The sequence below is a fragment of the Nocardioides hankookensis genome, from assembly GCF_042658885.1.
Classification (GTDB): Bacteria; Actinomycetota; Actinomycetes; order Propionibacteriales; family Nocardioidaceae; genus Nocardioides; species Nocardioides hankookensis.
Map to the genome: position 1 here is coordinate 86,237 of NZ_JBHSRJ010000002.1, position 26,906 is coordinate 113,142.

The 26,906-nt window shown below is 71.6% G+C and carries 24 protein-coding genes and 1 tRNA gene; 15 read left to right on the forward strand and 10 right to left on the reverse strand.

Annotated features, from left to right (window positions below; translation table 11 throughout):
• Window positions 1-173 precede the first annotated feature (173 nt).
• Window positions 174-2,885, forward strand: coding sequence for a type I DNA topoisomerase (gene topA / locus ACFPYL_RS03330; RefSeq protein WP_379150315.1), 2,712 nt, complete (start codon window positions 174-176; stop codon window positions 2,883-2,885).
• A gap of 415 nt (window positions 2,886-3,300) precedes the next feature.
• Here the strand turns inward: topA and ACFPYL_RS03335 are convergent, their stop codons facing one another.
• Window positions 3,301-3,582 carry a GIY-YIG nuclease family protein gene (locus tag ACFPYL_RS03335; protein WP_379150317.1) on the reverse strand — a complete coding sequence of 94 codons (282 nt, stop codon included), beginning with the start codon at window positions 3,580-3,582 and terminating at the stop codon, window positions 3,301-3,303.
• A 518-nt stretch (window positions 3,583-4,100) separates the two neighbouring features.
• On the opposite strand from ACFPYL_RS03335, the gene tmk reads away from it, so the two are divergent.
• Genes tmk through ACFPYL_RS03350 form a run of 3 tightly spaced genes read left to right on the forward strand, consistent with a single transcriptional unit; the run spans window position 4,101 to window position 7,482 of the window.
• A complete protein-coding gene (gene tmk, locus ACFPYL_RS03340; RefSeq protein ID WP_379150319.1) occupies window positions 4,101-4,754 on the forward strand; it encodes a dTMP kinase in 654 nt (217 codons plus the stop codon).
• On the forward strand, window positions 4,751-5,905 hold the full coding sequence (locus tag ACFPYL_RS03345; protein WP_379150321.1) for a DNA polymerase III subunit delta': 1,155 nt from the start codon (window positions 4,751-4,753) through the stop codon (window positions 5,903-5,905). Before tmk ends, ACFPYL_RS03345 begins: the two co-directional genes overlap by 4 nt.
• On the forward strand, window positions 5,902-7,482 hold the full coding sequence (locus ACFPYL_RS03350; RefSeq protein WP_379150323.1) for an alpha/beta hydrolase: 1,581 nt from the start codon (window positions 5,902-5,904) through the stop codon (window positions 7,480-7,482). The genes ACFPYL_RS03345 and ACFPYL_RS03350 overlap by 4 nt, the downstream gene beginning before the upstream one ends.
• Window positions 7,483-7,538: 56 nt before the next feature.
• Here ACFPYL_RS03350 and ACFPYL_RS03355 read toward each other — a convergent pair whose 3' ends face one another.
• Window positions 7,539-8,492, reverse strand: coding sequence for a TauD/TfdA dioxygenase family protein (locus tag ACFPYL_RS03355; protein ID WP_379150325.1), 954 nt, complete (start codon window positions 8,490-8,492; stop codon window positions 7,539-7,541).
• 182 nt (window positions 8,493-8,674) lie between these two features.
• On the opposite strand from ACFPYL_RS03355, the gene ACFPYL_RS03360 reads away from it, so the two are divergent.
• The 6 genes from ACFPYL_RS03360 to ACFPYL_RS03385 are packed head-to-tail and all read left to right on the forward strand — an operon-like array spanning window position 8,675 to window position 17,364.
• A complete protein-coding gene (locus tag ACFPYL_RS03360; RefSeq protein WP_379150327.1) occupies window positions 8,675-9,862 on the forward strand; it encodes an ROK family transcriptional regulator in 1,188 nt (395 codons plus the stop codon).
• A gap of 57 nt (window positions 9,863-9,919) precedes the next feature.
• The gene (locus tag ACFPYL_RS03365) at window positions 9,920-11,494 is read left to right on the forward strand and encodes an ABC transporter substrate-binding protein (RefSeq protein ID WP_379150329.1); all 1,575 of its coding nucleotides are present in this window, start codon (window positions 9,920-9,922) and stop codon (window positions 11,492-11,494) included.
• A 12-nt stretch (window positions 11,495-11,506) separates the two neighbouring features.
• Complete coding sequence (locus ACFPYL_RS03370; protein WP_379150331.1) at window positions 11,507-12,466, forward strand: ABC transporter permease; 960 nt, start codon at window positions 11,507-11,509, stop codon at window positions 12,464-12,466.
• The gene (locus tag ACFPYL_RS03375) at window positions 12,463-13,347 is read left to right on the forward strand and encodes an ABC transporter permease (protein ID WP_379150333.1); all 885 of its coding nucleotides are present in this window, start codon (window positions 12,463-12,465) and stop codon (window positions 13,345-13,347) included. Before ACFPYL_RS03370 ends, ACFPYL_RS03375 begins: the two co-directional genes overlap by 4 nt.
• Window positions 13,348-13,361: 14 nt before the next feature.
• A complete protein-coding gene (locus tag ACFPYL_RS03380; protein WP_379150335.1) occupies window positions 13,362-15,011 on the forward strand; it encodes a dipeptide ABC transporter ATP-binding protein in 1,650 nt (549 codons plus the stop codon).
• Window positions 15,012-15,021: 10 nt separating this feature from the next.
• Window positions 15,022-17,364, forward strand: a complete 2,343-nt coding sequence (locus ACFPYL_RS03385; protein WP_379150337.1) for an arylsulfatase — start codon at window positions 15,022-15,024, stop codon at window positions 17,362-17,364.
• A gap of 14 nt (window positions 17,365-17,378) precedes the next feature.
• On the opposite strand, the gene ACFPYL_RS03390 is transcribed toward ACFPYL_RS03385, so the two are convergent.
• From ACFPYL_RS03390 to ACFPYL_RS03405, 4 genes are read right to left on the reverse strand one after another with little or no spacing between them, the layout of a single operon-like run.
• Window positions 17,379-18,725: a flavin monoamine oxidase family protein gene (locus ACFPYL_RS03390; protein ID WP_379150339.1), complete on the reverse strand. Its 1,347-nt coding sequence runs from the start codon at window positions 18,723-18,725 to the stop codon at window positions 17,379-17,381.
• Window positions 18,722-19,915, reverse strand: a complete 1,194-nt coding sequence (locus ACFPYL_RS03395; RefSeq protein ID WP_379150341.1) for a carcinine hydrolase/isopenicillin-N N-acyltransferase family protein — start codon at window positions 19,913-19,915, stop codon at window positions 18,722-18,724. The genes ACFPYL_RS03390 and ACFPYL_RS03395 overlap by 4 nt, the downstream gene beginning before the upstream one ends.
• 20 nt (window positions 19,916-19,935) lie before the next feature.
• On the reverse strand, window positions 19,936-20,328 hold the full coding sequence (locus tag ACFPYL_RS03400) for a limonene-1,2-epoxide hydrolase family protein (protein WP_379150343.1): 393 nt from the start codon (window positions 20,326-20,328) through the stop codon (window positions 19,936-19,938).
• 19 nt (window positions 20,329-20,347) lie between these two features.
• A complete protein-coding gene (locus tag ACFPYL_RS03405) occupies window positions 20,348-21,265 on the reverse strand; it encodes a LysR family transcriptional regulator (protein ID WP_379150345.1) in 918 nt (305 codons plus the stop codon).
• A 144-nt stretch (window positions 21,266-21,409) separates the two neighbouring features.
• Here ACFPYL_RS03405 and ACFPYL_RS03410 point away from each other — a divergent pair, with 144 nt between their 5' ends.
• From ACFPYL_RS03410 to ACFPYL_RS03420, 3 genes are all read left to right on the forward strand, one after another.
• Entirely contained in the window at window positions 21,410-21,592 is a 183-nt protein-coding gene (locus ACFPYL_RS03410; protein ID WP_379150347.1) for a hypothetical protein, read from the forward strand.
• 197 nt (window positions 21,593-21,789) lie between these two features.
• A tRNA-Thr gene (locus ACFPYL_RS03415) sits at window positions 21,790-21,865 on the forward strand.
• A 42-nt stretch (window positions 21,866-21,907) separates the two neighbouring features.
• Window positions 21,908-23,083: an MFS transporter gene (locus ACFPYL_RS03420; RefSeq protein ID WP_379150348.1), complete on the forward strand. Its 1,176-nt coding sequence runs from the start codon at window positions 21,908-21,910 to the stop codon at window positions 23,081-23,083.
• A gap of 12 nt (window positions 23,084-23,095) precedes the next feature.
• On the opposite strand, the gene ACFPYL_RS03425 is transcribed toward ACFPYL_RS03420, so the two are convergent.
• Window positions 23,096-23,485, reverse strand: coding sequence for a winged helix-turn-helix transcriptional regulator (locus ACFPYL_RS03425; RefSeq protein WP_379150350.1), 390 nt, complete (start codon window positions 23,483-23,485; stop codon window positions 23,096-23,098).
• Window positions 23,486-23,622: 137 nt separating this feature from the next.
• Between ACFPYL_RS03425 and ACFPYL_RS03430 the strand changes: the two genes are divergently transcribed.
• Window positions 23,623-24,222 carry an NADPH-dependent FMN reductase gene (locus tag ACFPYL_RS03430; protein WP_379150352.1) on the forward strand — a complete coding sequence of 200 codons (600 nt, stop codon included), beginning with the start codon at window positions 23,623-23,625 and terminating at the stop codon, window positions 24,220-24,222.
• On the opposite strand, the gene ACFPYL_RS03435 is transcribed toward ACFPYL_RS03430, so the two are convergent.
• The gene (locus ACFPYL_RS03435) at window positions 24,219-24,920 is read right to left on the reverse strand and encodes a hypothetical protein (RefSeq protein WP_379150354.1); all 702 of its coding nucleotides are present in this window, start codon (window positions 24,918-24,920) and stop codon (window positions 24,219-24,221) included. The two genes, ACFPYL_RS03430 and ACFPYL_RS03435, sit on opposite strands and share 4 nt — an antisense overlap.
• 16 nt (window positions 24,921-24,936) lie before the next feature.
• The gene (locus tag ACFPYL_RS03440) at window positions 24,937-25,734 is read right to left on the reverse strand and encodes a peptidoglycan DD-metalloendopeptidase family protein (RefSeq protein ID WP_379150356.1); all 798 of its coding nucleotides are present in this window, start codon (window positions 25,732-25,734) and stop codon (window positions 24,937-24,939) included.
• Window positions 25,735-25,965: 231 nt separating this feature from the next.
• Here ACFPYL_RS03440 and ACFPYL_RS03445 point away from each other — a divergent pair, with 231 nt between their 5' ends.
• A complete protein-coding gene (locus ACFPYL_RS03445; protein WP_379150358.1) occupies window positions 25,966-26,583 on the forward strand; it encodes an alpha/beta hydrolase in 618 nt (205 codons plus the stop codon).
• Here ACFPYL_RS03445 and ACFPYL_RS03450 read toward each other — a convergent pair.
• Entirely contained in the window at window positions 26,557-26,865 is a 309-nt protein-coding gene (locus ACFPYL_RS03450; protein WP_379150360.1) for a lipopolysaccharide assembly protein LapA domain-containing protein, read from the reverse strand. The genes ACFPYL_RS03445 and ACFPYL_RS03450 overlap by 27 nt on opposite strands.
• Between the last annotated feature and the right edge of the window lie 41 nt (window positions 26,866-26,906).

Here is a 26,906-nt window from a genome sequence, read left to right on the forward strand (position 1 = left end):
GGGGCGGTCCTGGCACAGTTCACAAGGTCATCTAGACCATTGAAACCCGGATCGGTCGGAGGTCGGGAGCGTCTGCCGAGCGAGCTGTCGGGAATGAGAAGTCGTCAGCACGCGCTACCGTGTTCGGCCGTGGGCCCCCTCGTCGGGTGCCCCGCCCCCCGCACAGCGAAGGAATGACAGGTCCAGTGGCACACAAGTTGGTGATCGTCGAGTCCCCGGCGAAGGCCCGCACCATCGGCGGGTACCTCGGTCAGGGGTACGTCGTCGAGTCCTCCATCGGCCACATCCGCGACCTCCCGCAGAGCGCCGCGGACACCCCGGCGAAGATCAAGGACAAGCCGTGGGGCCGCCTGGCGGTCGACGTCGACAACGGCTTCGAGCCCTACTACGTCGTGCCGCGCGACAAGAAGTCGCACATCACCAAGCTCAAGGGCCTGCTCAAGGACGCCGACGAGCTCTACCTCGCCACCGATGAGGACCGTGAGGGAGAGGCCATCGCCTGGCACCTCCTCGACGAGCTGAAGCCGAAGAAGGACATCCCGGTCAAGCGGATGGTCTTCCACGAGATCACCAAGCAGGCGATCCTCGACGCCGCCGACAACCCGCGTGAGCTCGACATGGACCTCGTCGAGGCCCAGGAGGCGCGCCGCATCCTCGACCGCCTCTACGGCTACGAGGTCAGCCCGGTCCTCTGGAAGAAGGTCATGTCCGGCCTCTCGGCCGGCCGCGTCCAGTCCGTCGCCACCCGTCTGGTGGTCGCCCGCGAGCGCGAGCGGATGGCCTTCCGGGTCGCGTCCTACTGGGACCTCGAGGGCACCTTCGACGCCGGCGCGTCCAAGGAGCCCCGGATGTTCCCGGCCAAGCTCCACTCGATCGACGGCAGCCGGGTCGCCGGCGGCTCCGACTTCGGGCCCGACGGCCTGATCAAGAGCAAGAAGGAGGAGCGCGTCCACCTCGACCGCACCGCGGCCGAGGCGCTCGTGTCCGCGCTGAGCGACACGACGTACGACGTCCGCTCCGTCGAGGCGAAGCCCTACCGGCGCTCGCCGTACGCGCCCTTCCGCACGACCACGTTCCAGCAGGAGGCGAGCCGCAAGCTCGGGATGAGCGCGTCGGTGGCCATGTCGGTCGCGCAGCGCCTCTACGAGAACGGCTTCATCACCTACATGCGCACCGACTCGACCACGCTGTCGGGCGGCGCGATCAACGCGGCCCGGACCCAGGTGCGCGAGCTGTACGGCGCGGAGTACCTGCCCGACGCGCCGCGCACCTACACGAGCAAGGTCAAGAACGCCCAGGAGGCGCACGAGGCGATCCGGCCCGCCGGTGAGTCGTTCCGCACGCCCGCGCAGACCGGCCTGACCGGCGACCAGTTCCGGGTCTACGAGCTGATCTGGATGCGCACCGTCGCGTCGCAGATGAAGGACGCGGTCGGCCAGTCGGTGTCGGTCAGGATCGGTGGCGCCGCCGCCGACGGGCGTGACGTGGTCTTCGCCGCGTCCGGTCGCGTCATCACCTTCCACGGGTTCCTCAAGGCGTACGTCGAGGGCACCGAGGGCGGCAAGCGCAGCGACGACGACCAGGTGCCGCTGCCCGACCTGCACGAGGGAGACGCCGTCTCGGCCGCGTCGCTGAGCGCGAACGGCCACGAGACCAAGCCGCCGGCCCGCTACACCGAGGCCACGCTGATCAAGGAGCTCGAGGACCGCGAGATCGGCCGGCCCTCGACGTACGCCTCGATCATCGGCACGATCCTCAACCGCGGCTACGTCTACAAGAAGGGCACCGCGCTGGTGCCGGCCTGGCTGGCGTTCTCGGTGACCCGGCTGCTGGAGGAGCACTTCCCGCGCCAGATCTCCTACGAGTTCACCGCGGGCATGGAGGACGTGCTCGACGACATCGCCGGCGGCCGCAAGGACCTGCAGACCGAGCTCGGCGAGTTCTACTACGGCTCCGACACCGTCGCCGGCCTGAAGCCGCTGGTCGACGGCCTCGGCGACATCGACGCGCGCGAGCTCGCGACCTTCCCGGTCGGCGGCCCCGACAGCGGCATCAACCTGCGCGTCGGCCGCTACGGCCCCTACCTCGAGGGTCCGGACGACGAGGGCACGCCGTACGCCGTCCGCGCGAACGTGCCCGACGACCTGCCGCCCGACGAGCTCACGCTCGAGAAGGCCAAGGAGCTGCTGGCCAACCCGGCCGGCGAGGAGATCGAGCTCGGCGTGCACCCGGAGTCGGGGCTGCAGATCGTGGCGAAGAACGGCCGCTTCGGCCCCTACGTCACCGAGGTGCTCCCCGAGGACGCGAAGAAGAACGACAAGGCGCGCACCGGCTCGCTCTTCAAGTCGATGTCGCTCGACACGATCACCCTCGACGACGCGCTCAAGCTGCTCTCGCTGCCGCGCGTGGTCGGCGCCGACCCCGAGTCCGGTGACGAGATCACCGCGCAGAACGGTCGCTACGGCCCCTACCTCAAGAAGGGCACCGACTCCCGGTCGCTGACCTCCGAGGACCAGCTGCTCAGCATCACCCTCGACGAGGCGCTGCGGATCTACGCCCAGCCCAAGCAGCGCGGCCGTGCCGCCGCGGCCCCGCCGCTCAAGGAGCTCGGCAACGACCCGGTCTCCGGCCAGCCGATCGTCGTGAAGGCCGGCCGCTTCGGCGAGTACGTCACCGACGGCGAGTACAACGCCACCCTCCGCAAGGAGGACTCCGTCGAGGCGATCACCCCCGAGCGCGCTGCCGAGCTCCTCGCCGAGCGCCGCGCCAAGGGCCCCGCCAAGAAGGCGACGAAGAAGACGACCAAGAAGGCCCCGGCCAAGAAGGCCGCTGCGAAGAAGACCGCGAAGAAGACCACCAAGAAGGCCGCCGCCAAGAAGTCGTAGGCGTGCCGGTGCCGGCTCGCTCCGGCGAGGGTGATTTGTTCGTTGGTCGAGTAGCGAGCGCCAGCGGGGTTTTCGTTGGTCGAGTAGCGAGCGCCAGCGGGGTTTTCGTTGGTCGAGTAGCGAGCGCCAGCGGCCTTTTCGTTGGTCGAGTAGCGAGCGCCAGCGAGCGTTTCGAGACCCCTGGGGCGTTGGGTCTCGATACGCCGTCGTTCGTTCCTCACGACGGCTACTCGACCAGCGAGGAGTTTGGTTGGTCGAGGGCCGGGCGCCAGCGGGGTTTTCGTTGGTCGAGTAGCGAGCGCGTTCCTCACGACGGCTACTCGACCAGCGAGGAGTTTGGTTGGTCGAGGAGCGGGCGCCAGCGGGGTTTTCGTTGGTCGAGTAGCGAGCGCCAGCGAGCGTATCGAGACCCCGCTCAGAACTTCTTCTTCGAGAGGGAGGGCAAGGCCCCGTAGTCCATCCGGATCAGCGCCTCGCGCTTGGCCCGGCTCCACCGTTGGACCTGCTTCTCGCGGTTGAAGGCGTCACCGATGTGCTCGTGCTCCTCGTGCCAGACCAGTTCCACAGGCAGCCGCTCGCGGGTGTACGTCGCGCCCTCGCCGGACTGGTGCTGGTGGAGGCGGAGCTCGAGACTTCGCGTGCTGCCGACGTAGTAGGTCCCGTCGGCGCAACGCAGCATGTAGGTGAAGGCGGCCATCCGTGATTCTCGATCGGTGACGGGACGGTCGGCCACCGACGTCGGCCGGCCTGTGGATGGGTCTCGATACGCCGTCGTTCGTTCCTCACGACGGCTACTCGACCAGCGAGGAGTTTGGTTCGTCGAGGACCGGGCGCCAGCGGGGTTTTCGTTGGTCGAGTAGCGAGCGCCAGCGAGCGTATCGAGACCCCTGGGGCGTTGGGTCTCGATACGCCGTCGTTCGTTCCTCACGACGGCTACTCGACCAGCGAGGAGTTTGGTTCGTCGAGGACCGGGCGCCAGCGGGGTCTTCGTTGGTCGAGTAGCGAGCGCCAGCGAGCGTATCGAGACCCCTGGGGCGTTGGGTCTCGATACGCCGTCGTTCGTTCCTCACCACGACTACTCGACCAGCGAGGAGTCTCATTCCTGGCGACGGCTACTCGACCAGCGAGGAGTTTCGTTCCTCGCGACGGCTGCTCGACCAGCGACGGTGGACCTGTGGAGAGCCCGCGTCGGCGGCGCCGCCTAGGGTGTACGACGTGAGCGACTGGCCGGGTGCGTACGCCGACACGGGCGTGTTCGTGTGCTTCGAGGGCGGCGAGGGGTCGGGGAAGTCGACGCAGTCCGGGTTGCTGCGCGACTGGCTGCAGGAGCAGGGGTACTCCGTGCTGCTGACCTTCGAGCCCGGCGACACGATCGTGGGCCGCGAGCTGCGCCGGATCGTGCTCAGCCCCGAGACCGGCCAGCTGTCCGACCGCACCGAGACGCTGCTCTACGCCGCCGACAAGTCCGAGCACGTCGACACCGTGGTGCTGCCGGCGCTGGAGCGCGGTGACGTCGTCATCACCGACCGCTACGTCGACTCGACGCTCGCCTACCAAGGGGCGGGTCGGAGCCTGGTGCCGGGAGAGGTCGAGCACGTCGCCCGTTGGGCCACCCACGACCTGCGCCCGCACCTGACCGTCGTCCTCGACCTCGACCCGCGCCGGGGGCTGAGCCGGTTCGCCGGCCGCGACCGCATCGAGGGGGAGTCGATCGAGTTCCACGAGCGGGTGCGTGACGCGTTCGTCGACATGGCGAAGGCCGACCCCGACCACTACCTCGTCCTCGACGCCCGCGCCGACATCGACGAGATCGCCGCCCAGATCCGGGCCGCGGTCGCCCCGCTCCTCGAGATGGCCACCCGACGATGAGCGTCTGGGACACGCTGGTCGGCCAGCACCGGGCGGTCGAGGCGCTCCAGGCCGCGGCGGCCGGCCACGGCATGAGCCACGCCTTCCTCTTCACCGGCCCGCCCGGGTCGGGTCGCTCCAACGCCGCGGTCGCGTTCGCCGCCGCCCTCCAGTGCGCCGAGGAGACGCCCGGCTGCGGCAGCTGCCACGCCTGCCACACGGTGCTCGCGGGCTCGCACGCCGACGTCTCCGTGGTGCGCACCGAGCGGCTCTCGATCGGCATCAACGAGGTCCGCGAGCTGGTCCGTCGCTCCGCCCTGAGCCCGGTCGGCCCGCGCTGGCAGATCGTCATCGTCGAGGACGCCGACCGCCTCACCGAGGGCGCCTGCAACGCGCTGCTCAAGGCGATCGAGGAGCCCGCCGCCCGCACCGTGTGGATGCTCTGCGCCCCGACGGTCGAGGACGTGCTCCCGACGATCCGCTCGCGCTGCCGCCTGATCACGCTCGCGACGCCGACCACCGAGGCGGTCGCCGCGTTCCTGCACCGCACCGAGGGCGTCAACGAGGCGCTCGCGTCGTACGCCGCCCGCGCCAGCCAGGGCCACATCGGCCGGGCCCGGGCGCTGGCGCGCGACGAGGACACCCGCAACCGCCGGCGCGAGGTCGTGGCGATCCCGGCGCAGCTCACCTCGCTGGGCGCCTGCATGAGCCGCGCCTCGACGCTCAACGACGTCGCCAAGCAGGAGGCCGACGCGATCACGTCCGCGCTCGACGCCCGCGACAAGGCCGACCTCGACGCGGCGTACGGCGTGGTCGACCGCGGCCGCCGCCCGCGTGAGTACGCCCCCGCCCTCCGCGACCTGGAGAAGGACCAGAAGACCCGCGCCAAGCGTCGTCACCTCGACGTCGTCGACCGCGGGCTGATGGACCTGGTCTCGGTCTACCGCGACGCGATCGCGGTCTCGGTCGGCGCGGCAGGGTCCCTGGTCAACGAGGAGATCCGCGGCGACGTCGAGCTGCTGGCCCGCACCGGCACGCCGGAGGCGCAGCTGCGCCGGATCGCCGCCATCTTCGAGGCCCGCGAGCAGATGCTGGAGTTCAACGTCCAGCCGGCGCTCGCCCTGGAGTCGATGATGCTGGCCCTCGTCGCGCCGGAGGTGCGCACCGGGTGACGCCGCGGGTCGTGCGCTGGGTCGCGCTGCTCCTCGTCGCCGCGCTCGTCCTGGCCGGCGTGGGGGTCGCGGCTCTCGCCGTGCTCGGCGGCGACGACGGGCTGCCGGACCCGGCGTCGGTCCCCACCAGCACCCCCGCACCCGGCTCGGACACCCCGCCGCGCCCCGGGCTCGCCCGCTTCTACTCCCAGACCCTCGACTGGGAGTGGTGTCACGGCATCGAGCTCTGTGCCAGTCTCGAGGTGCCGCTCGACTACCGGCACCCGGACGGTGAGACGATCGAGCTCGCGGTGCTCCGGGTGCCCGCCGCCGACCCCGGGAAGCGGATCGGCTCGCTCGTGGTCAACCCGGGCGGGCCGGGCGCTCCCGGCACCGACTACGCCGAGAACGCCGCTGTCCCCGGCAACGTCTTCACGGCACCGGTGCTCGCGGCCTACGACGTCGTCGGCTTCGACCCCCGCGGCACCGGCTCGAGCGACCCGGTCGACTGTCTCTCCGACGACGAGCTGGACGCCTACGTGGCGCAGGACCCCGACCCGGAGACGCCGGCCGAGGTGCAGACCTACACCGGGTTCGTCGACGCCATCGGCGCCGGCTGTGCCGACCGGTCGGGCGCCCTGGCTGCACACGTGACCACGATCGAGGCGGCGCGCGACCTCGACGTGCTGCGCGCCGCGCTCGGTGAGTCGACGCTGGCCTACTACGGCGCGTCCTACGGCACCAAGCTCGGCGCGACGTACGCCGACCTCTTCCCCGACCGGGTCGGACGGCTGGTCCTCGACGGGGCGGTCGACGTGTCGCTGAGCTCGCGCGACCTCAGCCTCCAGCAGGCCGGCGGGTTCGAGACCGCCCTGCGGGCCTACGTCCAGAGCTGCCTCGACGCCGCGGACGAGGGCGACGACTGCTTCCTCGGCGACACCCTGGACGCCGGGCTCACCCGCATCCAGCAGCTGCTCGCCGACGTCGACGCCCACCCGCTGCCCACTGACGGCGACCGCGACCTCGACGTCGGCAACGCCTTCTACGGCCTGGTCCTGCCGCTCTACAGCCGCGACTACTGGCCCGCGCTGACCCAGGGCCTGAAGGCGGCGTTCGACGGCGACGGCACGCTGCTGCTGCGCTTCTCCGACGTCTACTCCTCGCGCGGGGCCGACGGCTACACCGACAACAGCACCGAGGCGTTCTACGCGATCAGCTGTCTCGACGACCCGTGGTCGATCCCGGCGTCACAGGTGCCCGCCGAGCTGCCGGACTTCGAGGCCGCGTCGCCGACGTTCGGTGACGTCTTCGCCTGGGGCCTGACCGGCTGCGGCGGGATGCAGGTGACCTCGTCCGAGAAGCCGCGCGACATCCGGGCAGCGGGTGCGGCCCCCATCGTCGTCATCGGTACGACGCGCGACCCGGCCACGCCATACGCGTGGGCGGAGCACCTCGCCGACCAGCTCGAGTCCGGCGTCCTGGTCAGCCGCGACGGCGACGGCCACACCGGCTACACCGAGGGCAACACCTGCGTCGACGACGCCGTGGACGCCTACCTCCTGCGGGACACGGTGCCCGAGGACGGGCTCGACTGTTGACATGACGGAGCCCCGGGGAGGGTGCGTCCCCGGGGCTCCGGATCAGGAGGCGAGCGTCAGGAGATGAGCTCGTCCAGGCGGGAGAACGCCGAGGCGTCGCCCTGGATCACGCGGCTGTGCTCGCCGTCGATGCTGACCGGCACGTCGCCGGCGACGGTGATCCGCCGGACCTCGCGGTACTGCTCGTCGAAGTCCGCGACCGCGTAGTGCTGCGTGGCGCGGTTGTCCCAGACCGCCACGTCGCCCTGCGACCAGGTCCACCGGATGGTGTTCTCGAGCTTGGTGACCCGGTTCTGGAGCAGCTGGAAGAGCGCGTGCGACTCGGCGGTGTTGAGGCCGACGAAGTTCTTCACGAAGTGGCCGAGCACGAGCGCGCGCTCGCCGGTCTCGGGGTGCACCCGCACGACCGGGTGCTCGGTCTGGAACGGGATGCGCGTGAACTCCTGGCGCTTGAAGACGTTGTCCTTGTCGTAGTTGACCGCGTCGCCCCGCTCGGCCGTCGCCGCGTAGTCGTAGTCGTTCGTGTGCACGGCCCAGAGGTTCTCGACGAGGGCCTTGAGCGAGTCCGGCAGCGTCTCGTACGCCGTGACGGTGTTGGCCCAGTTGGTGGTGCCGCCGTACGCCGGGATGGCGACGCCGCGGAGCACGCTGATCGCCGGGACCCGGTCCACGAACGTCACGTCGGTGTGCCAGCTGTTGGCCGCCATGCCCTTGTTGGCCGCGAGGCTGAGCACCCGCGCGCTGCCGGTGTTGACCGTCGGGTGGGCGGTGGTGAGCTGGCCGAGCTGCTCGGCGAAGGCGATCTGGCCCTCGTCGTCGAGGTGCGTCTGGCCGCGGAAGAAGATCACCTTGTGCTCGAGGAGCGCGGCCCGGATCGAGGCCACGGTCGCGTCGCCGAGGTCGGCGCCGAGACGGACGCCGTCGATGCGAGCACCGATGCGCCCACCGAGCTTGGTGACGGTGACGTTGCTGGTGACGGAGCCGGTCTCCCGGTCGAGGCTGATGGTCATGAGGGTCCTTTCAGAGTTGGTCTGTCGCCACTGTCCGGAGCCCGGCGGCCCGGGCCAAGGGTTTCTCTCACGCTGACTCGAACGGCGCGTCGGAGTTTGAGACGACGTCTCGCATCCGCTATTAATCCCTATAGTCAATCAAGTCACTCGACATTACGCCAGGGATCGAGAAGGGGTGCGGGGTGCAGCGTTCGCCGATGGTCGTCGTCTCCCGGGGCAGGCTCGCCTCGGCGGCGACGCGCGTCCTGGAGGAGCTCCGCGGCGCCGGTCCGCTGGCTCGTGACCAGCTCGCGAAGGCCACCGACCTGAGCGGGGCCACCATCGCCCGCGCGGTGACGTCGCTGAGCAACGCAGGCCTGGTGCGCGAGCGTCGCGACCTGATCCCCGCCGGCGTCGTCGGGAGGCCGGGGACACCGGTCGAGATCGACCCCACGACGTACGTCGTCGTCGGCGTGCACCAGGGCGTGCTCGAGACCACCGTCGCGCTCTGCGACCTCGGCGGGCGCGTCGTGGCCAGCGAGTCCCGCCCGCACGCCCTCGGCGCCGCGCTCGACCTGGAGCTGATCGCCCGGCTGGCGGCCGACCTGCTCGCGACCTCGCCGGGCCGGGTCCCGCTCGCCGCCGGGCTGGTGGCGCCCTGGCGCGACCTGGGCCTGGACGCCCGCACCACGGGTGCCGCGCTCGAGGAGCTGCTCGGGCTCGACGTCACGACCGCCGACCACATCGCCGCCGTCGCCGCCGCGGAGTTCATCCACCGCAGGCACGGCACCGGCGGCATCACGACCTACGTCTACGCGCGCAACTCGGCCGGCTTCGTGATGGCCGTGGACCGCGACGTCCAGGTCGAGGTGTCCCGGGTCGGCAGCCTCACCCACTTCCCGTCCGGCACCGATGTGCCCTGCCACTGCGGCCACGCAGGCTGCTTCTCGGCGAGCGCCGGCGACCAGGCGACCGCCCAGGAGGCGTACGCCGCCGGCCTGGTCCAGCGTCGGCAGATCGAGGACGTCTACCTCGCGGCGAGCTCCGGCTCGGACCAGGCGATGGCGCTGCTGCGCAAGCGGGCCCGGCTGCTCGGCCGGGTCGCCGCGACCGTGCGCGACATGGTCGACCCCGACCGGCTGATCCTCGTCGGCCAGGCGTTCACCGGCTTCCCGCCCCTCCTGGACGAGGTCGTCGCCTCCTTCGCCGAGACGACCAGGCTCCCCGAGCTCACCCCGAGCTTCACCCGCTTCGGCGCCGGCATCCAGGCCGTCGCCGCCGGGACCGTCGCGCTCGGCCCCGTCTACGACGACCCGCTCGCCGCCGTACCCCGACAGGCGCGGGAGCGATGTCAGGGCGCCGTCCCGTGCCCCGAGCACGTCATCGCCTGACCTGCCCCACCCGACCCCTCCTCCCCGAGATGCACCACCCTCCGAAAGGACGCCCCTGTGCGTAGATCCACCCGTCCCCTCCACGCCCTAGCGCTCGCCGTCGTCGGCCTGCTGGTCGTCGGCGTCCTGTCCTCCTGCTCGTCGGCAGTCAACGAGGCCAGCGGCGCCAGCGGCGGTGACTCCGGTCCCACCGACGGCGGCACGCTGCGCATCGGCTCGACCTCCGACATCGTCCCCGCGTCGATCTTCACCAACTCCTCCGACGCGACCAACACCCTGATCGGTGCCGTCTACGACAGCCTCATCGACTACCCGCTCGACAACCTGGAGCCGCAGCCGCGGCTGGCGACCTCCTGGCAGGTGGCCAAGGACGGGCTGTCGATCACCCTCCAGCTGCGCGACGACGTGAAGTTCCACACCGGACGCGAGTTCACGTCCAAGGACGTGGAGTTCAGCATCAAGACCTGGGCGGACCCGACCTGGACCGTCCAGCTCCAGCGCACCGCCGCGGCGATCACCGGCTTCGACACCAGCGACCCGCACGCGATCACGCTGAGCTTCGACCACAAGCTCAGCAACGTGTTCGACCTGCTCGACATGCTGCCGATCATCGACAGCGAGACCTTCGACCAGCTCAAGACCGGCAAGGCCTACGTCGGCACCGGGCCGTTCAAGTTCGACTCCTGGACCCCGAGCTCGAAGCTGACCTTCTCGAAGAACGACGACTACTGGGGCGACGAGCCGCACCTCGACGGCATCGAGGTCGACATCGTCTCCGACCCGCAGGCCCAGGTCTCCCAGCTCCGCTCGGGCCAGCTCGACCTGGTCACCGGTGCGTCCAACCGCGACCTCGAGACGCTCGGCAAGGACAGCAAGTTCGACGTCACCGGCTTCGACGGTGCCGTCCAGCAGATCTACGTCGGCGCCGACCTGGCCAACCCCGACCTCCAGGACGTCAAGCTGCGCCAGGCGATCGCCTTCGCGATCGACCGCGAGCGGATCGTCGACGAGGTCTTCCGCGGCCAGGGCACGCCGATCAACCTGCCGTGGCCCGACTACTCGCCGGCGTACGACGCGGAGGCCAACAAGACCTACACCTACGACCCCGACAAGGCCAAGGAGCTGGTCGCCCAGCTCGGGGACAGCCCGACCATCCCGCTGGCCTACCCCGCGGGCAACGCCAACTACGAGGCCGTCGCCCAGATCGTGCAGGCCAACCTGGGGGCCGTCGGCATCAAGACCCAGCTCCAGCCGGCCGAGTACAGCCAGTTCATCAAGCAGCTCATCGGCGGCACCTTCGGCGGCCTGTGGATCCTCCAGCACGGCTACGCGCACTACACGCCGTCGACGCTGGCGGTCAGCGCCTACCCGTTCAACGCCGACAAGAACGCCTCGCACTTCGTCTCCAAGGCGTACAAGGAGCACGCGGACGCGGCCTGGAACCAGGACAGCGGCGACTCGCCGGAGGCGGTCGCGGAGTACCAGAAGCTCAACAAGGACCTCCTCGACAACCTCTTCCTCATCGAGATGGCGCTCCTGCACTTCCAGACCGCCGAGACGAAGTCCGTGCACGACCTGAACATGTCCAAGCGCGGCGAGCTCGACCTCCGGTCGACGTACCTCTCGGACTGAGGGCGGACTGACATGGGTCACTACCTGCTCCGTCGACTGCCGTCGGCGCTGGTCGTGCTGGCGATCGCGTCGTTCGGGATCTTCGCCCTGGTGCGGATGGTCCCGGGCGACCCGGTCTCCACCCTGGCCGGACCGGACGCGAGCCCCGAGGCGCGGGCCGCGATCCGGTCCGACCTCGGGCTCGACCAGCCGCTGGTGACGCAGTACGTGCACTGGCTGGGCCAGCTCGCCCACGGCGACTTCGGTACGTCGTACCGGATCGGCGGCCAGGTCAAGGACCTGGTCGCCGACGGGGCGGTCAACACGATCGTGCTGACCGCAACCGCCCTGCTGCTCGCCGCGATCGTCGCGCTCGTGTGCAGCGTGCTGGCGGTCGTCCTCGACAACCGGTGGGTCAACGCCGCGCTGTCGTTCGGCAACACCCTGGCGATCGCGCTGCCGACGTTCGTCACCGGGCTGGTGCTGATCCTGCTCTTCGCGGTCGTCTTCCCGGTGCTGCCGGCCGGCGGCACCCCGCCGGACGGGTTCCTCGCCCGCCCCGACATCGCCGCGCAGTACCTGCTGCTGCCCGCGGTCTGCCTGGCCCTCGGTGCGGGAGCGGCGCTCACCCGCTTCCTCACCGAGGCGCTGCGCACCGAGCTGCGCCAGCCCTACGTCACGACGGCACGGGCGCTCGGCATCCCGCGGCGCCGGATCGTGCTCACCCAGGCGCTCCGCAACGCGCTGCCGTCGGCTGTCACGGTCCTCGGCATCCAGTTCGGCACCCTGCTCGGTGGCGCCGTGCTCGTCGAGGCGATCTTCACCTGGCCGGGTCTCGGCGGGCTGATCGAGGAGGCCATCTCCGGGCGGGACTACCCGCTCGTCCAGGTGCTGCTGCTGCTCTCGGTCGTCGTCTTCGTCGCGATCCAGCTGCTGACCGACGTCATCCACGCGTGGCTCGACCCGCGCGTCCGCATCGGAGGAACGGCATGAGCGAGTCCCTGATCGACGTCGCGGCGCCGGAGGCGTCGCACCCCGACGACCAGTTCGACACCCGGCGCCGGCCCGGCATCTGGACCGCGCTGCGCCGCGGCAAGGGCCTGGCCGGGCTGATCCTGATCGGTGCCGTGGTCGCCCTCGGCCTGCTCGGGCCGCTGCTCGCCCCGCACGGCCCGACCGAGCAGATCCCGGGCGCCAACCTGGTCGGCCCGTCGGGTGCGCACTGGTTCGGCACCGACGAGGTCAACCGCGACATCTTCTCGCGCACCCTCTACGGGATCCGGACCGACCTGCTCGTCGTCTTCCTCGCGGTCCCCATCGGCGCGACGATCGGCATCCTCTTCGGCCTGATCTCCAGCTGGTGGACCTTCACCGACGTCGTCGCCCAGCGGGTCTTCGACCTGGTCCTGGCCTTCCCAACGCTGATCCTGGCGATCGGGCTGACGGCGTTCGTCGGTCCGGGCCTGCGCACCGTCTTCTTCGTCATCGTGGCCGTCGAGCTGCCGGTCTTCGGCCGCCTGACCCGCACCTCGGTGCGCACCGTCCGGGAGATGCCGTACGTCGAGGCCGCCCACGTGGTCGGCGCCGGCTCCCTGTGGCAGCTGCGACGGCACGTGCTGCCCAACTCCCTGGAGCCGCTGCTGGTCCAGCTCGCGGTGTCGATGTCGGTGGCCGTCTTCATCGAGGGAGCGTTGAGCTTCCTCGGCCTCGGCGTGCGCCCGCCCCAGCCGTCGCTCGGCTCCCTGATCCGCGACGGCGTCCGCAACATGTACGACGCGCCGTTCTTCGCGGTCGGCCCGCTCGCCGTCGTCGTGGCGCTGGTGCTCGGCCTGCTGCTCGTCTCCCAGGCACTCGCCGAAGCCCGCAGGGCTTGAGGAAGGAAGCAACCGTGAACACACCCCTGCTCGAGGTCACCGACCTCGCCATCTCCTTCTCCCACCCCCGACCGGCGGTCCGGTCGGTCAGCGTGACCGTCGACGAGGGGGAGGTCGTCGCCCTCGTCGGTGAGTCCGGGTCGGGCAAGTCGTTGACCGCGCGCGCGGTCATCGGCTTGCTCCCCGACGGCGCCGTCGCGACCGGCTCGATCCGGCTGCGCGGCGACGAGCTGCTCGGCCTGCCCGAGACGTCGTACAACGCGATCCGCGGCCGCCGGGTGGCAATGGTCTTCCAGGAGCCGCAGACCGCGCTCAACCCGGTGCGCACCATCGGGTGGCAGATCGCCGAGGCGTTGCGCGCGCACGGCGGGGTCCGCGGCAAGGCCGCCAAGGCGCGCGCCGTCGAGCTGCTCCGCGAGGTCGAGATCCCCGACCCCGAGGAGCGGCTGGGCTTCTACCCGCACCAGCTCTCGGGTGGCCAGAAGCAGCGCGTGGTCCTGGCGCTCGCGCTCGCCAACGAGCCGGAGCTGCTGCTGGCCGACGAGCCGACGACGGCCCTCGACGTCACCGTGCAGGCCGAGATCCTGGCGCTGCTGCGGCGGATCCGGGACCGCACCGGCACCAGCATCCTGATCATCACCCACAACATGGGCGTGGTCGCCCACCTGGCCGACCGGGTCGTCGTGCTCCGCCAGGGCGAGGTCGTGGAGGAGGCGTCCACGCGCGACCTCTTCGTCGACCCGCGGCACGCCTACACGCGCCAGCTCCTCGCCGCGGTGCCGCGGCTGCCCGGCCCGGACGAGCGGGTGCACGCCGTGCCCACCCCCGAGGTGCCGGCCGACGCCGTCGCGGCGCTGGAGTACGACGACGTGCGGGTCCAGTACGGGTCGCGGATGCGTGGCCGCGTGCTGCCCGCCGTCGACGGCGTCACCCTGCGGCTCGAGCGCGGCCAGGTGCTCGGCCTGGTCGGCGAGTCGGGTTCCGGCAAGACCACCCTCGGCCGGCTGGCCGCCGGACTGGTGCCGCTCGCCGGCGGCTCGGTGCGGGTCGGCGGGGAGGACCTGGTCCGCGCCCGGGGCCGACGGCGGGTGGACCTGCGGCGGCGGCTGGCGTTCGTGCACCAGGACCCCGAGGCGTCGCTCGACCCGCGCTTCTCCATCGCCGAGGCGATCCGGGAGCCGCTCGACGTCCACGGGATCAGCGGCCGCAAGGACCGGGACACCCGGGTGGCCGAGCTGCTCGACGCCGTACGCCTGCCGGCGTCGTTCGCCCGGCGTCGTCCGCGCGAGCTGTCCGGTGGCCAGCGCCAGCGGGTCGCGCTGGCTCGGGCGCTGACCCTCGACCCGGAGCTGTTGATCGCCGACGAGCCGACGAGTGCGCTCGACGTGTCGGTGCAGGCCGAGGTGCTGGACCTGTTCGCGGACCTCCAGCAGCGGCTGGGTTTCGCGTGCGTCTTCATCAGCCACGACCTCGCCGTCGTCAACAAGGTCGCCGACCAGGTCGCCGTGCTGCGCGCCGGCAAGGTTGTCGAGTCCGGCCCGGCCGCCCGGGTCTTCGGCGCGCCGACCCACGACTACACCCGGCAGCTGCTCGCCGCCGTCCCCGTCCCCGACCCCACTGTGCGCGACGCCACCGGCCCGGCGCTGCGCGAGCAGATCGCCTGAGGAGATCTCCATGGACCGCACCCACCTGCCCTTCGACGGCACCCGCCCGACGTACTCCGCCGCGGTCGACGTCCGCGACCAGACCGAGGCGCTGCCGCACCGGCCGCTCGCGAAGGCGCCCGAGGGTGCGCCGAACGTCCTGGTGATCCTGCTCGACGACATGGGCTTCGGCGCCTCGTCCGCCTTCGGCGGTCCGTGCCGGATGCCGGTCGCCGAGCAGCTCGCCGACGACGGTCTGCGCTACAGCCGCTTCCACACCACCGCGCTGTGCTCGCCGACGCGGGCCGCGCTGATGACCGGGCGCAACCACCACGCCGTCGGCATGGGCACGGTCGTGGAGATCTCCACCGGCCGTCCGGGGTACGACGCCACCCGGCCGCTCAGTGCCGGCACCCTGGCGCAGACGCTGTCCTACAACGGCTACGCCACCGGCGCCTTCGGCAAGTGGCACCAGACGCCGTCGTGGGAGCAGACCGCCGCCGGGCCGTTCGACCGCTGGCCGACCCGCGAGGGCTTCGACCGCTTCTACGGGTTCCTCGGCGGCGAGGCCAGCCAGTTCGAGCCGACCCTGGTCGAGGGCACGACGTTCGTCGACCCGCCGAGGACGGCTGCGGAGGGCTACCACCTGTCGGAGGACCTGGTGGACCGGGCGCAGGGGTGGGTGCGCGACGTACGCACCCACGCGCCGGACAAGCCGTGGTTCTGCTACCTCGCGTTCGGTGCCACGCACGCGCCGTTCCAGGTGCGCGAGGGGTGGGCCGACAAGTACCGCGGCGAGTTCGCGCACGGCTGGGACGAGCAGCGCGAGCGCACCCTCCGGCGCCAGCAGGAGCTCGGCGTCGTCCCGCCCGACGCGGAGCTCGCGCCGTGGACGCCGGGCGTCCCGCACTGGGACGACATCTCCGACGCCGACCGCGAGGTGGCCGAGCGGCTGATGGAGGTGTACGCCGCCTTCGCCGAGCACACGGACGCCCAGGTCGGCCGGCTGGTCGAGTCGCTGCGGGAGTCCGGCGAGCTCGACAACACCATCGTCCTCTACATCCTGGGCGACAACGGCGCCTCGGCGGAGGGCGGCATCGAGGGCACCCTCAACGAGACGCTGCGGCTCAACGGCATCGACGACGACACCGCCCGGATCGCGAGCGAGCTCGACAAGGTCGGCACCCCGGAGAGCTATGCGCACTACCCGGTGGGCTGGGCGGTCGCGATGGACACGCCGTACCAGTGGACCAAGCAGGTCGCCTCGCACTACGGCGGCACCCGCAACGGCCTCGTCGTGCACTGGCCCGACGGCATCGAGGCGCGCGGTGAGGTCCGCCACCAGTGGCACCACGTCGTCGACGTGCTGCCGACGCTGCTCGAGGCCGCCGGCGTCCCGGTGCCGTCCGTGGTCGACGGTGTCGAGCAGCAACCCCTGGACGGTGTGTCGTTCCGGTACTCCTTCAACGACGCAGGAGCGCCGGAGCGGCACACCACGCAGTACTTCGAGATGTTCGGCAACCGCGGGATCTACCACGAGGGCTGGACCGCGGTCGCGAAGCACAAGACCCCGTGGGCGACCGCGCAGACCGACACCCCGAGCCTGTCCGGCGACCGGTGGGAGCTCTACGACACCCGCACCGACTGGACCCAGGCGCGCGACGTGGCCGCTGACGAGCCGGAGCTGCTGGCCGACCTGCAGGCGCTCTTCCTCAGCGAGGCGCGACGCAACCACGTGCTGCCGATGGACGACCAGCTCTCCGGTCGCTTCGACGCCCGCACGGCCGGGCGCCCGGCGCCGCCGCGGTCGATCCGGCTGCTGCCCGGTGCCGGCCGGCTGCGCGAGGACGCCGTACCCAGCCTGAAGAACACGTCCTTCGCCATCCGTGCCTCGTTCGCGTCCGGCACCGGCACCGAGGGCGTGCTCGTCGCGCAGGGCGGCGGCTTCGGCGGCTGGTCGCTCTACGTGAAGGACGGGCTGCTCACCTACGCCTACAACTTCGGCGCGGTGACGGTCACCCACGTGCGGGCCGCGACGCCGCTGGCCGCAGGCAGTCACGTGGTCGAGGTGCTCTTCACGTACGACGGTGGCGGCCTCGGCCGCGGCGGCGACGTGCAGCTGGTGGTGGACGGCGAGAAGGCCGGCTCCGGCCGGGTCGAGCGGACCCTGCCGTTCTTCTTCTCGATGGACCAGACCCTCGACGTCGGCCTCGACCGCGGCACCCCGGTGACGACCGACTACGGGCCTGTCACCGGGGGGAGTCGCGGCTTCCCCTTCACCGGCGCGATCCACCACGTCGACCTCCAGGCCGGCGACGACGCGCTCACCCCCACCGACGACCAGCTGCTCAAGGCGCACCTGGTCACCCACTGACGCCGGGTTGGCTGTCAGAGGAGCCGCAGCACCTCGGCGGCGGTGGCCTCGCCGGAGCGGACGGCGCCCTCCATGTAGCCGTTCCAGACCGGGCTGCACTCGGCGCCGGCCCAGTGCAGGCGGCCGACCGGCTCCCGCAGGGCCGCGCCGTACGACGTCCAGACGCCGGGGGCGAGGTGCGCGCCGTAGCAGCCGCGGCTGAACTCCTCGGCCATCCAGTCGCGCTCGACGTACTCCAGCGGCTCGGCGGCGCGCGGCCCGAAGTAGCGCACGAACGACTCGACGACGGCCGCCCGCCGCTCCTCCGGCGTACGCCGGGCCCAGTGGCGGCCGTCGCCGGCCTCGATGAAGCCCATCAGGATGCCGCGCTCGTAGCCCGGCGGCGTGTTGTCGAACGTGACCTTGACCGGCCCGACGTCCGAGCCGGCCTGGCCGTTGAGGCCGTCCTCGCGCCAGAACGGCGTCGGGTAGACGGCGTAGACCTTGAAGACGCTGCCCGCCGGCAGCTTCTGGGTGAGCTGGTCACGCCACGACGGCAGGACCGGGTCGTACTCGAGCCGCCCGGCCAGGGTCGGTGGCAGGGTGATGATCGCCCGCGCCGCGTCGTACGACGTGCCGTCCCGCGTCGTCACCCGGACACCGGACGACATCTGCGAGACCGTCCGCACCGGCGACGACAGCCGGACGTCGAGGTCGGCCGCCATGCGTTCGCTGATGAGCAAGGAGCCGCCGTCGATCCGGTCCTGCTGCGCACCGCGGTCGACCGCCATCAGGGTGTCCATGTCGGTGCCGGAGTGCGTGTAGAAGAGCGCGTGCAGCAGCGACACGTCGGACAGGCCGGCGGAGAAGACGGCCTCGCAGTAGAGCTCGAAGTAGGCGCGGCCCTGCGGGGTCCGCAGGTTGCGGCGCACCCAGGTGCGGAAGGTCTGCCCGTCCAGCAGCTCGGCGTCCGGCGACTCCCACGGCCGCTCGAGGTCGATGCGCCTGGCCAGCCGGGCGAAGCGGAGCGTGCCCTGGGCGAGGTCGGCGATCGCGAACGGGTTGAGGCGCGGGATCGCGCCCTTCTTGCCGGCCAGGCGGCCGGTGCGCCCGCACAGCCCGAAGACGATGTCGCCGTCGTTGTACGTCGGGATCGGGGTCAGCCCGAGCTCGCCGACCAGCTCGTACATCCGGTCCTGCGTGGGCCCGATCCACTGCCCGCCGAGCTCGATCCACTGACCGTCCTCGAGACGCCCCGCCTCGGTGCGCCCGCCCACGCGGTCGCGCGCCTCGACGACCACGACGGACCGGCCGCTCGCCTGCACGGACCGTGCGGCGCTGAGCCCCGCGAGACCGGCGCCCACGACGATGACGTCGGTCATGCCGTCGCCGCCCGCTCGAAGCCGGCCCACCGGCGCTGCACCCACCACGGCCTGGTGTCCCGGGCGGTCACGCCGTCGATCCCGGCGCGCCACCGCTCGCGGGCCTCCGCGCCCTGCGCGAGCGCGTCCTCGGCGGTCGGCCGGTCGGCCAACCACCGTCGCTGGATCCGGTCGCGGTCCGCCGCGATCACCCGCTCCGACCGGAGCCAGTGGCGCTGCGCGCGACGCTGGAGCGCCGCCTGCTGCCACCACAGCGAGTGCTGGTCGCGCCGGTTGTCGACGTCCTTCGTGGGGTAGGCCGCCTCCGTGACCGGCTCGTCGACCCGCAGCGGTGCGAAGAGCGAGAACGCCGGGTCGCTGGTGCCGGTCGCCCAGTGCGTCCCGGCGCCCAGGTCGCTCACCCACGACGACACCGTCTGGCTGGAGGCGAGCAGGCCGCCCGCGTGCATGTTGGGGCCGACCATCGAGCCGTTGAGCGGCGACCACCGCGGCCCGGCGCCGGTGCCGTTGTCGCGCAGCACCTTGATCGCGCCGTGCACCCCGTGGGTGTCCGCCGCGCGCTGCTCGGTCAGCCCACGTCGTACGGCGCAGGCAGCGACCCGGCCGCGCAGCTGGTCGGCGTACGTCTCGGCGAAGCCCGGGATCGTCAGACCGTTGCTGATGCTGCGGGCGCGGCCGCGCACGTCCTCGGTCGCCCAGTGCCGGCCGGCGGTCTCGAGCACGATCGCGCTCTCGCGGTCGGCGACCAGGAAGCTGTTGTGGTAGGTGAAGCGTCGGTGCTCGGCGCTGCACGGGCCGCTCTGCCCGTGCTCCTCGAGCAGCGCGACGACCACCTCGGCGGCCTCGCGCGCGGACGTCGCCCGCTCCAGCGCGAGCCGCAGCAGGTCCATGCCGAGCAGCCCGGGCTCGAGGGACGCCTTCTCCTTGGTGAACACCGCCTCGTTGCCGATCGCGACGCCGTGCTCGTTGGCACCCATCTCGGCGCCCCACATCCACCACGGCCGGGACACGACCGTCGCGTGGGTGCGCGCGACCTGCGGCACCGCGACGTACGTCGTGCGCACGACCTCGTCGGCCTCGTGGTCGGCGGCCGGGGTCCACTCCCAGAGCTGCGCCTCGTTGGGGTCGCGGTCGGAGTTCTTGGCCAGCAGCATGCCGCCCGACCCGCGGATCACGAAGGTGTCGCACACGCCTCGAAGCGTAGGGCCTGTCAGGCCGGCAGGATGCCCTTCACCAGGCCGAGGACGCCGGAGCCGATCGCGTCCACCCAGCTGAAGGCGTCGTCCCAGACGACGACCTTGCCGTCGCGCACCTCGAAGGTCCCGCGCACCCAGAACTCGCTGCGCCAGCGACCGTAGGAGAGCACGTCGGTGCGGTCGGTGAGGACGACGTCGCCGGTGGCCGCGACGTGGCGGTGCTCGACCTCGAACCCGATGCCACGCGCGACCATGTCCCGCAGCGCCTTGGCGACCTGCGGACCCCGGAAGGTGGGCAGGAAGGTGTTGCGCCACTCGACGTCCACGTCGAGCAGCTCGATCGCCTCCTCGACCTCGCCGGCGGAGAGGTGGTCGAGCAGGTCCCGGACGACGGACTCGGCAGTCATGCCGTCGAGCCTACGTGCGTCACAGAGGGTCGGCGATGGCCTGGATCCGGTTGGTCGCCAGCTGGATCATCAGCTGCGCAGCGGGGGAGAGCGTCGCACCGGCTCGGTGCACGATCGCGAACGTGTCATAGGTGCGCGGGCGCAGCGACACCCATCCCGCCTCCGGAGCGAGCCGTGGGAGCAGCTGCACTGCGGCGCCCTTGGGGATCACCGAGTCCGCGTAGCCCATGCCGACCAGCTCGACCGCCGTCTCGACGTCCTCGACCTCGATCCGGGTCTGCGGGTTGCGACCGGTCTCGTGCAGCATCTGGCGCAGCACCTTGCGGGTCGAGTCGTCCGCGCGCCAGGTCGTCTCGGGCATCACCAGCGACGCCAGCGCGAGCCGGTGCGCGGTCACCGGTGACTCGAGCCGGGCCGGGTCGCGGCTGATGTAGACGAGCTCGTCGCGCGCGACCGGCGTGACCTCGAAGCCCTCGCTGTTGACGGACGGTACGGCGATCATCGCGGCCTCGATCCGGCCCCGGCGCAGGTCCTCCTGCACGTCCGTCGAGTTCTGCCCGATCAGCTCGACGCGGACGCCCGGGTAGCGGGACAGGACGTCGGCGACCAGCCCCGCCCCGGCGTACAACCGGGCGGTGCCGAACATCCCGAAGCGGATGGTGCCGGTCTCGAAGCTCTTCACCCGGCGTACCGACTGCTGCGCCTCCTCGACCGCGGCCAGCACCCGCTCGGCGTGCGGGCGCAGCGTGTCGGCCACCGTGGTGGGGACGACGCCCCGCCCGACCCGACGGAAGAGCTGCACGCCGAGCGACTTCTCGAGGGCCCGGATCTGCTCCGAGACCGACGGCTGGGCGTAGCCGAGCTGCTCCGCGGCGCCCGTCAGCGAGCCGTGCTCGTAGGTCGCGAGGAAGCAGGTGAGCTGATGCAGCGAGAGCACGGTCACACCCCTAGGACTTGCCTTCGGTTTCTGAAGGAAACTAAGGCTACCCCTATGTCTACATCCGTCGGAGAATGGAGTCGTCGACGGTGGCAGGAGCCCCGTCCCGCAGTCCCCGTCCGAGGGCCAGAGAGTGAGGTCACCATGTTCGACCACCAGTGCACCGCCTGCGAGAAGCGCCAGCTCATCTTCCCGAGCATGGTGACCGCCATGAGCAACACCGACCGCGGCATCGTCGTCGCCTTCACCTGCTGGTGCGGCGCCGACCAGACCCTGGTCACCGGCAAGAAGTCGACCGCCACCCCGAAGGTCGTCCTCGCCGCCTGAGCCACTGGCTCACCTCAGCAACCCGCCGGCCGACGTAGTCGCGTTCGTCGCCCGGACGGGGGCCGCATGCCCGGATCTGTGCGATCCGGGCATCGTGCATTTCGGGGTGCTTCTCCGGGGTGCGGCGCCGGTTTCGCACCCGGGCCGGCCCTTCCCTATACTTCCTCGGGTTGCCCGGTCGCCACGACGGGCAGCACGCCGCCTTAGCTCAGTCGGTAGAGCATCTCACTCGTAATGAGAAGGTCGTCAGTTCGATTCTGACAGGCGGCTCCATCCATGTCGCTCCCGCTCGAACGCGGGTGAGAGGGTGGGCCGGTGACGTCGCCCCGGCCGGACCTCCACGCCGGGCTGGGCGAGGCGCGCACGGGTCTGACGGTCCTCGCGGCTGCCGTCTTCGCCGCCGTCACGACCGAGCTCCTGCCCGTCGGTCTGCTCGCGCAGATCAGCGACGCGTTCGAGGTGAGCAACGGCCGGGCCGGCCTGCTGGTCACCGCGTACGCCGTGATGGTCGCGGTCCTCTCCGTCCCGCTCGCGCTGGCCACGAGGCGGATGCCGCGCAAGCCGCTCCTGCTCGTCACGATCGGCGGGTACGCCGTGAGCAACGTGGTCGCCGCGCTCGCGCCGACCTTCGGGGTGCTCGCGGCCGGCCGGGTGGTCGGCGGCATCACCCACGCGCTCTTCTTCTCGGTCTGCATCGGGTACGCCGCCCGGCTGGTCCCGCCGCACCTGACCGGGCGGGCGATGGCGCTCGCCGCGGTCGGGGTGTCCGGCGGCCTCGTCCTCGGCGTACCCCTGTCGACGGCGATCGGCACGGCCTTCGGGTGGCGGGTCGCGTTCGCGAGCCTGGCCGTGCTGGTCACGCTTGTCCTCGTGCTCGCGCTGGTCGTGCTCCCGCCCGTCGTCGCGACAGGTGACGACCACAGCGCGCACCGCGGCCGCCGGCGCGACCTCGCCACCGTCGTCGTGGCCAACGGCCTGACCTACCTCGGCACCTACGTGCTCTACACCTACATCAGCGTCCTGCTGCTCGACTCGGGGGCGGGTGACCGGTGGGTCGGGCCGACACTGCTGCTCTTCGGGGCGTGCGGGCTGGTGGGCCTGCGGGTCGCCGCCGCGCAGCTCGACCACCGTCCGCGGGCGAGCGCGATCGCGGTCCCGGCGCTGATGGCCGTCGGCATCGCTGCGGTGGCGATGGCCTACCCGCACCTCGTCCCGGTCGTCCTGACCGGCATGGTCTGGCTCGCGGCGTTCGGACCGGCGGCCTCGCTCTACCAGTCGGCGTCGATCCGTACGTCGGCGAGCTCGCCGGAGACCGCGGGTGCCTGGATCAATGCGAGCAGCAACGCCGGGATCGGCGGCGGAGCCGCCATCGGGGCCGCGGTCATGGACCAGTCGGGGCTGACCTCGGTGGCCTGGACGGCGGCGGCGATCGTCGCGTCAGCGGCCGTGCTGGCGCTCCTCTCCCGCGCGGCGTTCCCGCCTCGTCGCTGAGTCGCTGACCGCTCAACCACCGGCCGCGCGTGCGTCGTACGCCGCGCGCGCGGTGAGGATGCGGGGCGTGTTCGTGCTCGTCCACTCGGCGAGCTCGCGCACCGGTCCCAGGAGCTCGTGACCGAGGTCGGTGAGGGCGTACTCGACCTGCGGCGGCACGCTCGCGACGACCGTCCTGCTGACCAGGCCGTCGCGCTCGAGCACCTTCAGCGTCGAGGAGAGCATCTTCTGGCTGATGTCGCCGACCTGGCGGCGCAGCTCGTTGAAGCGCAGGGGCCCGGCCCCCAGGGTCCGGACGATGAGCAGCGACCACTTGTCGCCGACGCGGGCGAGCATGTCGGCGATCGTGGTGCAGGCCTCGCCGTCCGAGCCGTCGCGGGCACAGGTGCGGCTGTCGACCATGACGTTGCTCCTCCGAGGGGCGGTCACCTGCGGGTGACCTGGTGTGCCCGAAGTGCCTTCTTGCAGGCGGGCGATCTCCGCGCAATGGTGGTTACCACAAGGAACTTACTACCTAGACGAACCCGAAGGAAGCCGCTGTGAGCACCCCGCCCCGCCTGGCCCTCGTGATCGGCTCCACCCGTCCCCAGCGCTTCGCCGACAAGCCGGCCCAGTGGCTGCTCGACCAGGCGTCAGCCCGTGACGACCTCACCCTCGAGAGCGTCGACCTGCGTGACTTCGACCTGCCGTTCTTCGCCGAGGCCGGCTCCAACCTGCACCTGCCCAGTGCTGACCCGCGGGCGGTCGCCTGGCAGGACGCGATCCGGCCGTACGACGGCTACGTGTTCATGGTCGCGGAGTACAACCACTCGATGGCCGCCGCGCTGAAGAACGCGCTCGACCAGGCGTACGTCGAGTGGGTGCGCAAGCCGTTCGCGGCGTTCGGCTACGGCAGTGTCGGTGGCGCCCGCGCGATCGAGCACCTGCGCGGCGCCGCGATCGAGCTGCAGATGGTGCCGTCGAAGTTCTCGGTGCACCTGAGCGGCAGCGACCTCTTCAAGGTCCACCCGTTCGGCGGCAACGGTCCGATCGACGACGTCGCCGACGCCATCCGCCCCTCCGTCGACGCGATGTTCGACGACCTGGTGTGGTGGTCCACCACCCTGCGCGCGGCCCGGAGCGCCGGCGTCGCGGCTTAGCGGCTCCGGCCCACCAGCCACGGGTGGTCGGTGATCGACGCCGGGGCGTGGACCACGTCGACGTCGAGGCCGAGCGCCGGGGCGAAGGCGATGCAGTCGAGCCCGCGGGACACGACCTTGAGGCCGTGCCCACGCAGGATGTCGTACGGCGAGCGCGGGTCGGTGCCGTGGTCGCGGAAGTTCAGGTCGCCCGTGACCACGGCGCGCCAGCCCACCGCGGCCGCGAAGTCGAGCATCGCCTCGAGGCCCTTCATCTGGCGGCCGTACTGACGGGCCCGGTCGTTGTCGGTGCGGAGCAGGCCGCTGGCCTTGTCCTGCACGCCGGCGTGCGGGTGCAGGACGACGTGGCAGACGGCCCCGACGTGCGGCACCTCGAACGCCGAGTAGGTGAACCACCGCTCGGGCGCGATCCGCAGCGGGGTCGCGGCGTCGCAGCCGAGGACCTGCCCCGAGCCGAGCGAGCGCATCGCCGTACGGATCAGGATCGGGTTGTCCTTCTGTCCCCGGTGCCGGTCCTTGCCGCCGCTCTCGACCACGAGCCGGTAGCCGCGCATCCGGCCGAGGGCGGGCAGGATCCCGTAGGCCTCGGTGAGCCCGACCATCGTGGCCCGGTGCTTGTGGATCTGCCGGGTCACGACGGTCGGGTGCAGGCGGGCCGAGGGGGCGTGCAGCGGAGCGTGCAGGACGGTCAGCCCCATCGCCCCTCCTTCTCGCTCAGGCGTGGTCCCGCACGCGGTAGGCCTTCGGGAAGAGCTTCCTGGCCTGGAGCGGCCCGAGGTTCCCGTCCGCGGCCTCCGTGCCGGGCTCGGCCACGTCCTTCTGGACCTGCCACTTGCGGACCTCGTCGCGCGTCATCTTCAGGTAGTTGCCGGTGACCGGCAGCTCGACGCCGCGGTCCAGGCTGATGTGGTTGAGCCGCTGCTGGAGCCGGCGGACGCTGTCGGAGTCGCGGACGCCGAAGTGGAGGTCGTCGACGACGACGAGGCCCGCGTCGAACGGCCCCGGCTTCGCGCGACCGTAGACCTGGTTGGGCGGGTAGATCGTGACGCCGTTGGAGGCGACCCGCTTCGGCGGCGCCTCGTCGTGCGGGATGCCGCTGAGGTAGGCGAACTTGCTCGCCTCGTCGTGGTGCCCGAACATCACGGCGACGTGCAGGTGCGGGCCGAAGCTGTGGCCGGAGTTGCCGGACCTCCCGATCTTCTGGCCGGCCTTCACCTGCTGGCCCGTGCGGACGCTGAGGCCCGGGGACAGGTGCAGGTAGAGGATCGAGATCGGTCTGCCGCGGAAGGTGCTGCCCAGCATCACGAAGTTGACCGGGGCGCCCGAGAACCCGTGGTTCGGCGCGACGTTGTTGGCGACACCGTCGTGGGTCGCGAGGATCGTCCCGTCGCGGACGGCTCGCGCCGTGGTGCCGACGGGGACGGGGTAGTCGTAGGCCGCGTGGAGGCTGTGATCGCTGTACCGCCACGTCGTGCCCAGCTGCATCATCTTGGGAGCGAGTGGAGTGACCATGTCCGATGCTGGCCTCGGACAGCTGCCAGTCGGTAGACACGGATGGGGGATCGACGCGTCCGAGCCGGCCCGAAATGTAAGTGACCCGCTGGAGTCTCGGGTCTCCAGCGGGTCGATCAGAACTCTAGGCGGCGGTACGGCGTCCGGGAAGCCTCTCGCCGGAGTCTTGCGGAGGTCTTGAGGAAAGGCCGTTGCGCGCGGGGGCTACCACCGCCCGGACACACTGGTCGGGTGCCCGCGAGCCGCCTGATCACGACGTACGCCCCGGAGCGACCGGAGGCGGTCGTCCTGCTGCTGCACGGAGGCGCCGCCCGTCCGGGTCGGACCGCCGTGCACCCTGCCCAGCTCTCGGTGCTGCGGATGGTGCCGCTCGCGCGCCGGATCGCCCGTGCCGGTCGCGGCCGGGTGGCCGTGCTCCGGCTGCTGAACTCGCACCGCGGCTGGGACACCACGCACACCCCGATCGACGACGTCGCCTGGGCGATCGGCCAGGTGCGCGAGCGGTACGGCGACCTGCCGGTCGGCCTCGTGGGCCACTCGCTCGGCGGTCGGGCGGCGCTGCTCGCCGGCAGCCTCGACGGCGTGCGCGCCGTGGTCGCCCTCAACCCCTGGGTCTACCCGACCGACCGTGCCGACCTCGCGGGCCGTCGGGTCCTGGTCGTGCACGGCACCGACGACCGGGTCGCCGACCCGGAGCGGGCGCGGGTCGTCGCCGAGGCGATCGGGGAGACGACCGACGTCGACTTCGTCCCGGTCGAGGGCGGCAAGCACGCGATGCTCAGCCAGGGAGCCGTCTTCGAGCGGCTCGCGACCGACTTCGTCCTAGGTGCGACGGACCCGGCGTCGTAGCTGCCAGATCCGCAGCAGGCCGGCGACGGCCGTCAGCGAGATGCCGGCGACGGCGGCGATCAGCAGGGCGACGGCGAGCGGCGTGGTGCCGTCCCAGGCGAGGAACGAGACGTGCACGTCCTCGGTGTTCTGCGCGATGAAGACGATCAGCAGCAGGAGCAGCACCGCCAGTGCGATGACGGCGACGAACGCGCCGCTCGTGCGCGAGCGGCGCAGCGGGTCCTTCGCGGGAGGCGCGGGAGCCGTCTGCTCGGGCTCGGGGGGCGGTGCCGGGTCGTCCATGACCGGGCGGTACCCGATCGCGGGCGGCGTACGCCGTGGCG

What these genes read in the sequence shown, in the direction of transcription:
- topA (WP_379150315.1), top strand. Translation starts at nt 174, where the DNA reads ATGACAGGTCCAGTGGCACACAAGTTGGTGATCGTCGAGTCCCCGGCG.
- ACFPYL_RS03335 (WP_379150317.1), bottom strand. Translation starts at nt 3,582, where the DNA reads ATGGCCGCCTTCACCTACATGCTGCGTTGCGCCGACGGGACCTACTAC.
- ACFPYL_RS03345 (WP_379150321.1), top strand. Translation starts at nt 4,751, where the DNA reads ATGAGCGTCTGGGACACGCTGGTCGGCCAGCACCGGGCGGTCGAGGCG.
- ACFPYL_RS03355 (WP_379150325.1), bottom strand. Translation starts at nt 8,492, where the DNA reads ATGACCATCAGCCTCGACCGGGAGACCGGCTCCGTCACCAGCAACGTC.
- ACFPYL_RS03370 (WP_379150331.1), top strand. Translation starts at nt 11,507, where the DNA reads ATGGGTCACTACCTGCTCCGTCGACTGCCGTCGGCGCTGGTCGTGCTG.
- ACFPYL_RS03375 (WP_379150333.1), top strand. Translation starts at nt 12,463, where the DNA reads ATGAGCGAGTCCCTGATCGACGTCGCGGCGCCGGAGGCGTCGCACCCC.
- ACFPYL_RS03385 (WP_379150337.1), top strand. Translation starts at nt 15,022, where the DNA reads ATGGACCGCACCCACCTGCCCTTCGACGGCACCCGCCCGACGTACTCC.
- ACFPYL_RS03390 (WP_379150339.1), bottom strand. Translation starts at nt 18,725, where the DNA reads ATGACCGACGTCATCGTCGTGGGCGCCGGTCTCGCGGGGCTCAGCGCC.
- ACFPYL_RS03400 (WP_379150343.1), bottom strand. Translation starts at nt 20,328, where the DNA reads ATGACTGCCGAGTCCGTCGTCCGGGACCTGCTCGACCACCTCTCCGCC.
- ACFPYL_RS03410 (WP_379150347.1), top strand. Translation starts at nt 21,410, where the DNA reads ATGTTCGACCACCAGTGCACCGCCTGCGAGAAGCGCCAGCTCATCTTC.
- ACFPYL_RS03425 (WP_379150350.1), bottom strand. Translation starts at nt 23,485, where the DNA reads ATGGTCGACAGCCGCACCTGTGCCCGCGACGGCTCGGACGGCGAGGCC.
- ACFPYL_RS03435 (WP_379150354.1), bottom strand. Translation starts at nt 24,920, where the DNA reads ATGGGGCTGACCGTCCTGCACGCTCCGCTGCACGCCCCCTCGGCCCGC.
- ACFPYL_RS03440 (WP_379150356.1), bottom strand. Translation starts at nt 25,734, where the DNA reads ATGGTCACTCCACTCGCTCCCAAGATGATGCAGCTGGGCACGACGTGG.
- ACFPYL_RS03450 (WP_379150360.1), bottom strand. Translation starts at nt 26,865, where the DNA reads ATGGACGACCCGGCACCGCCCCCCGAGCCCGAGCAGACGGCTCCCGCG.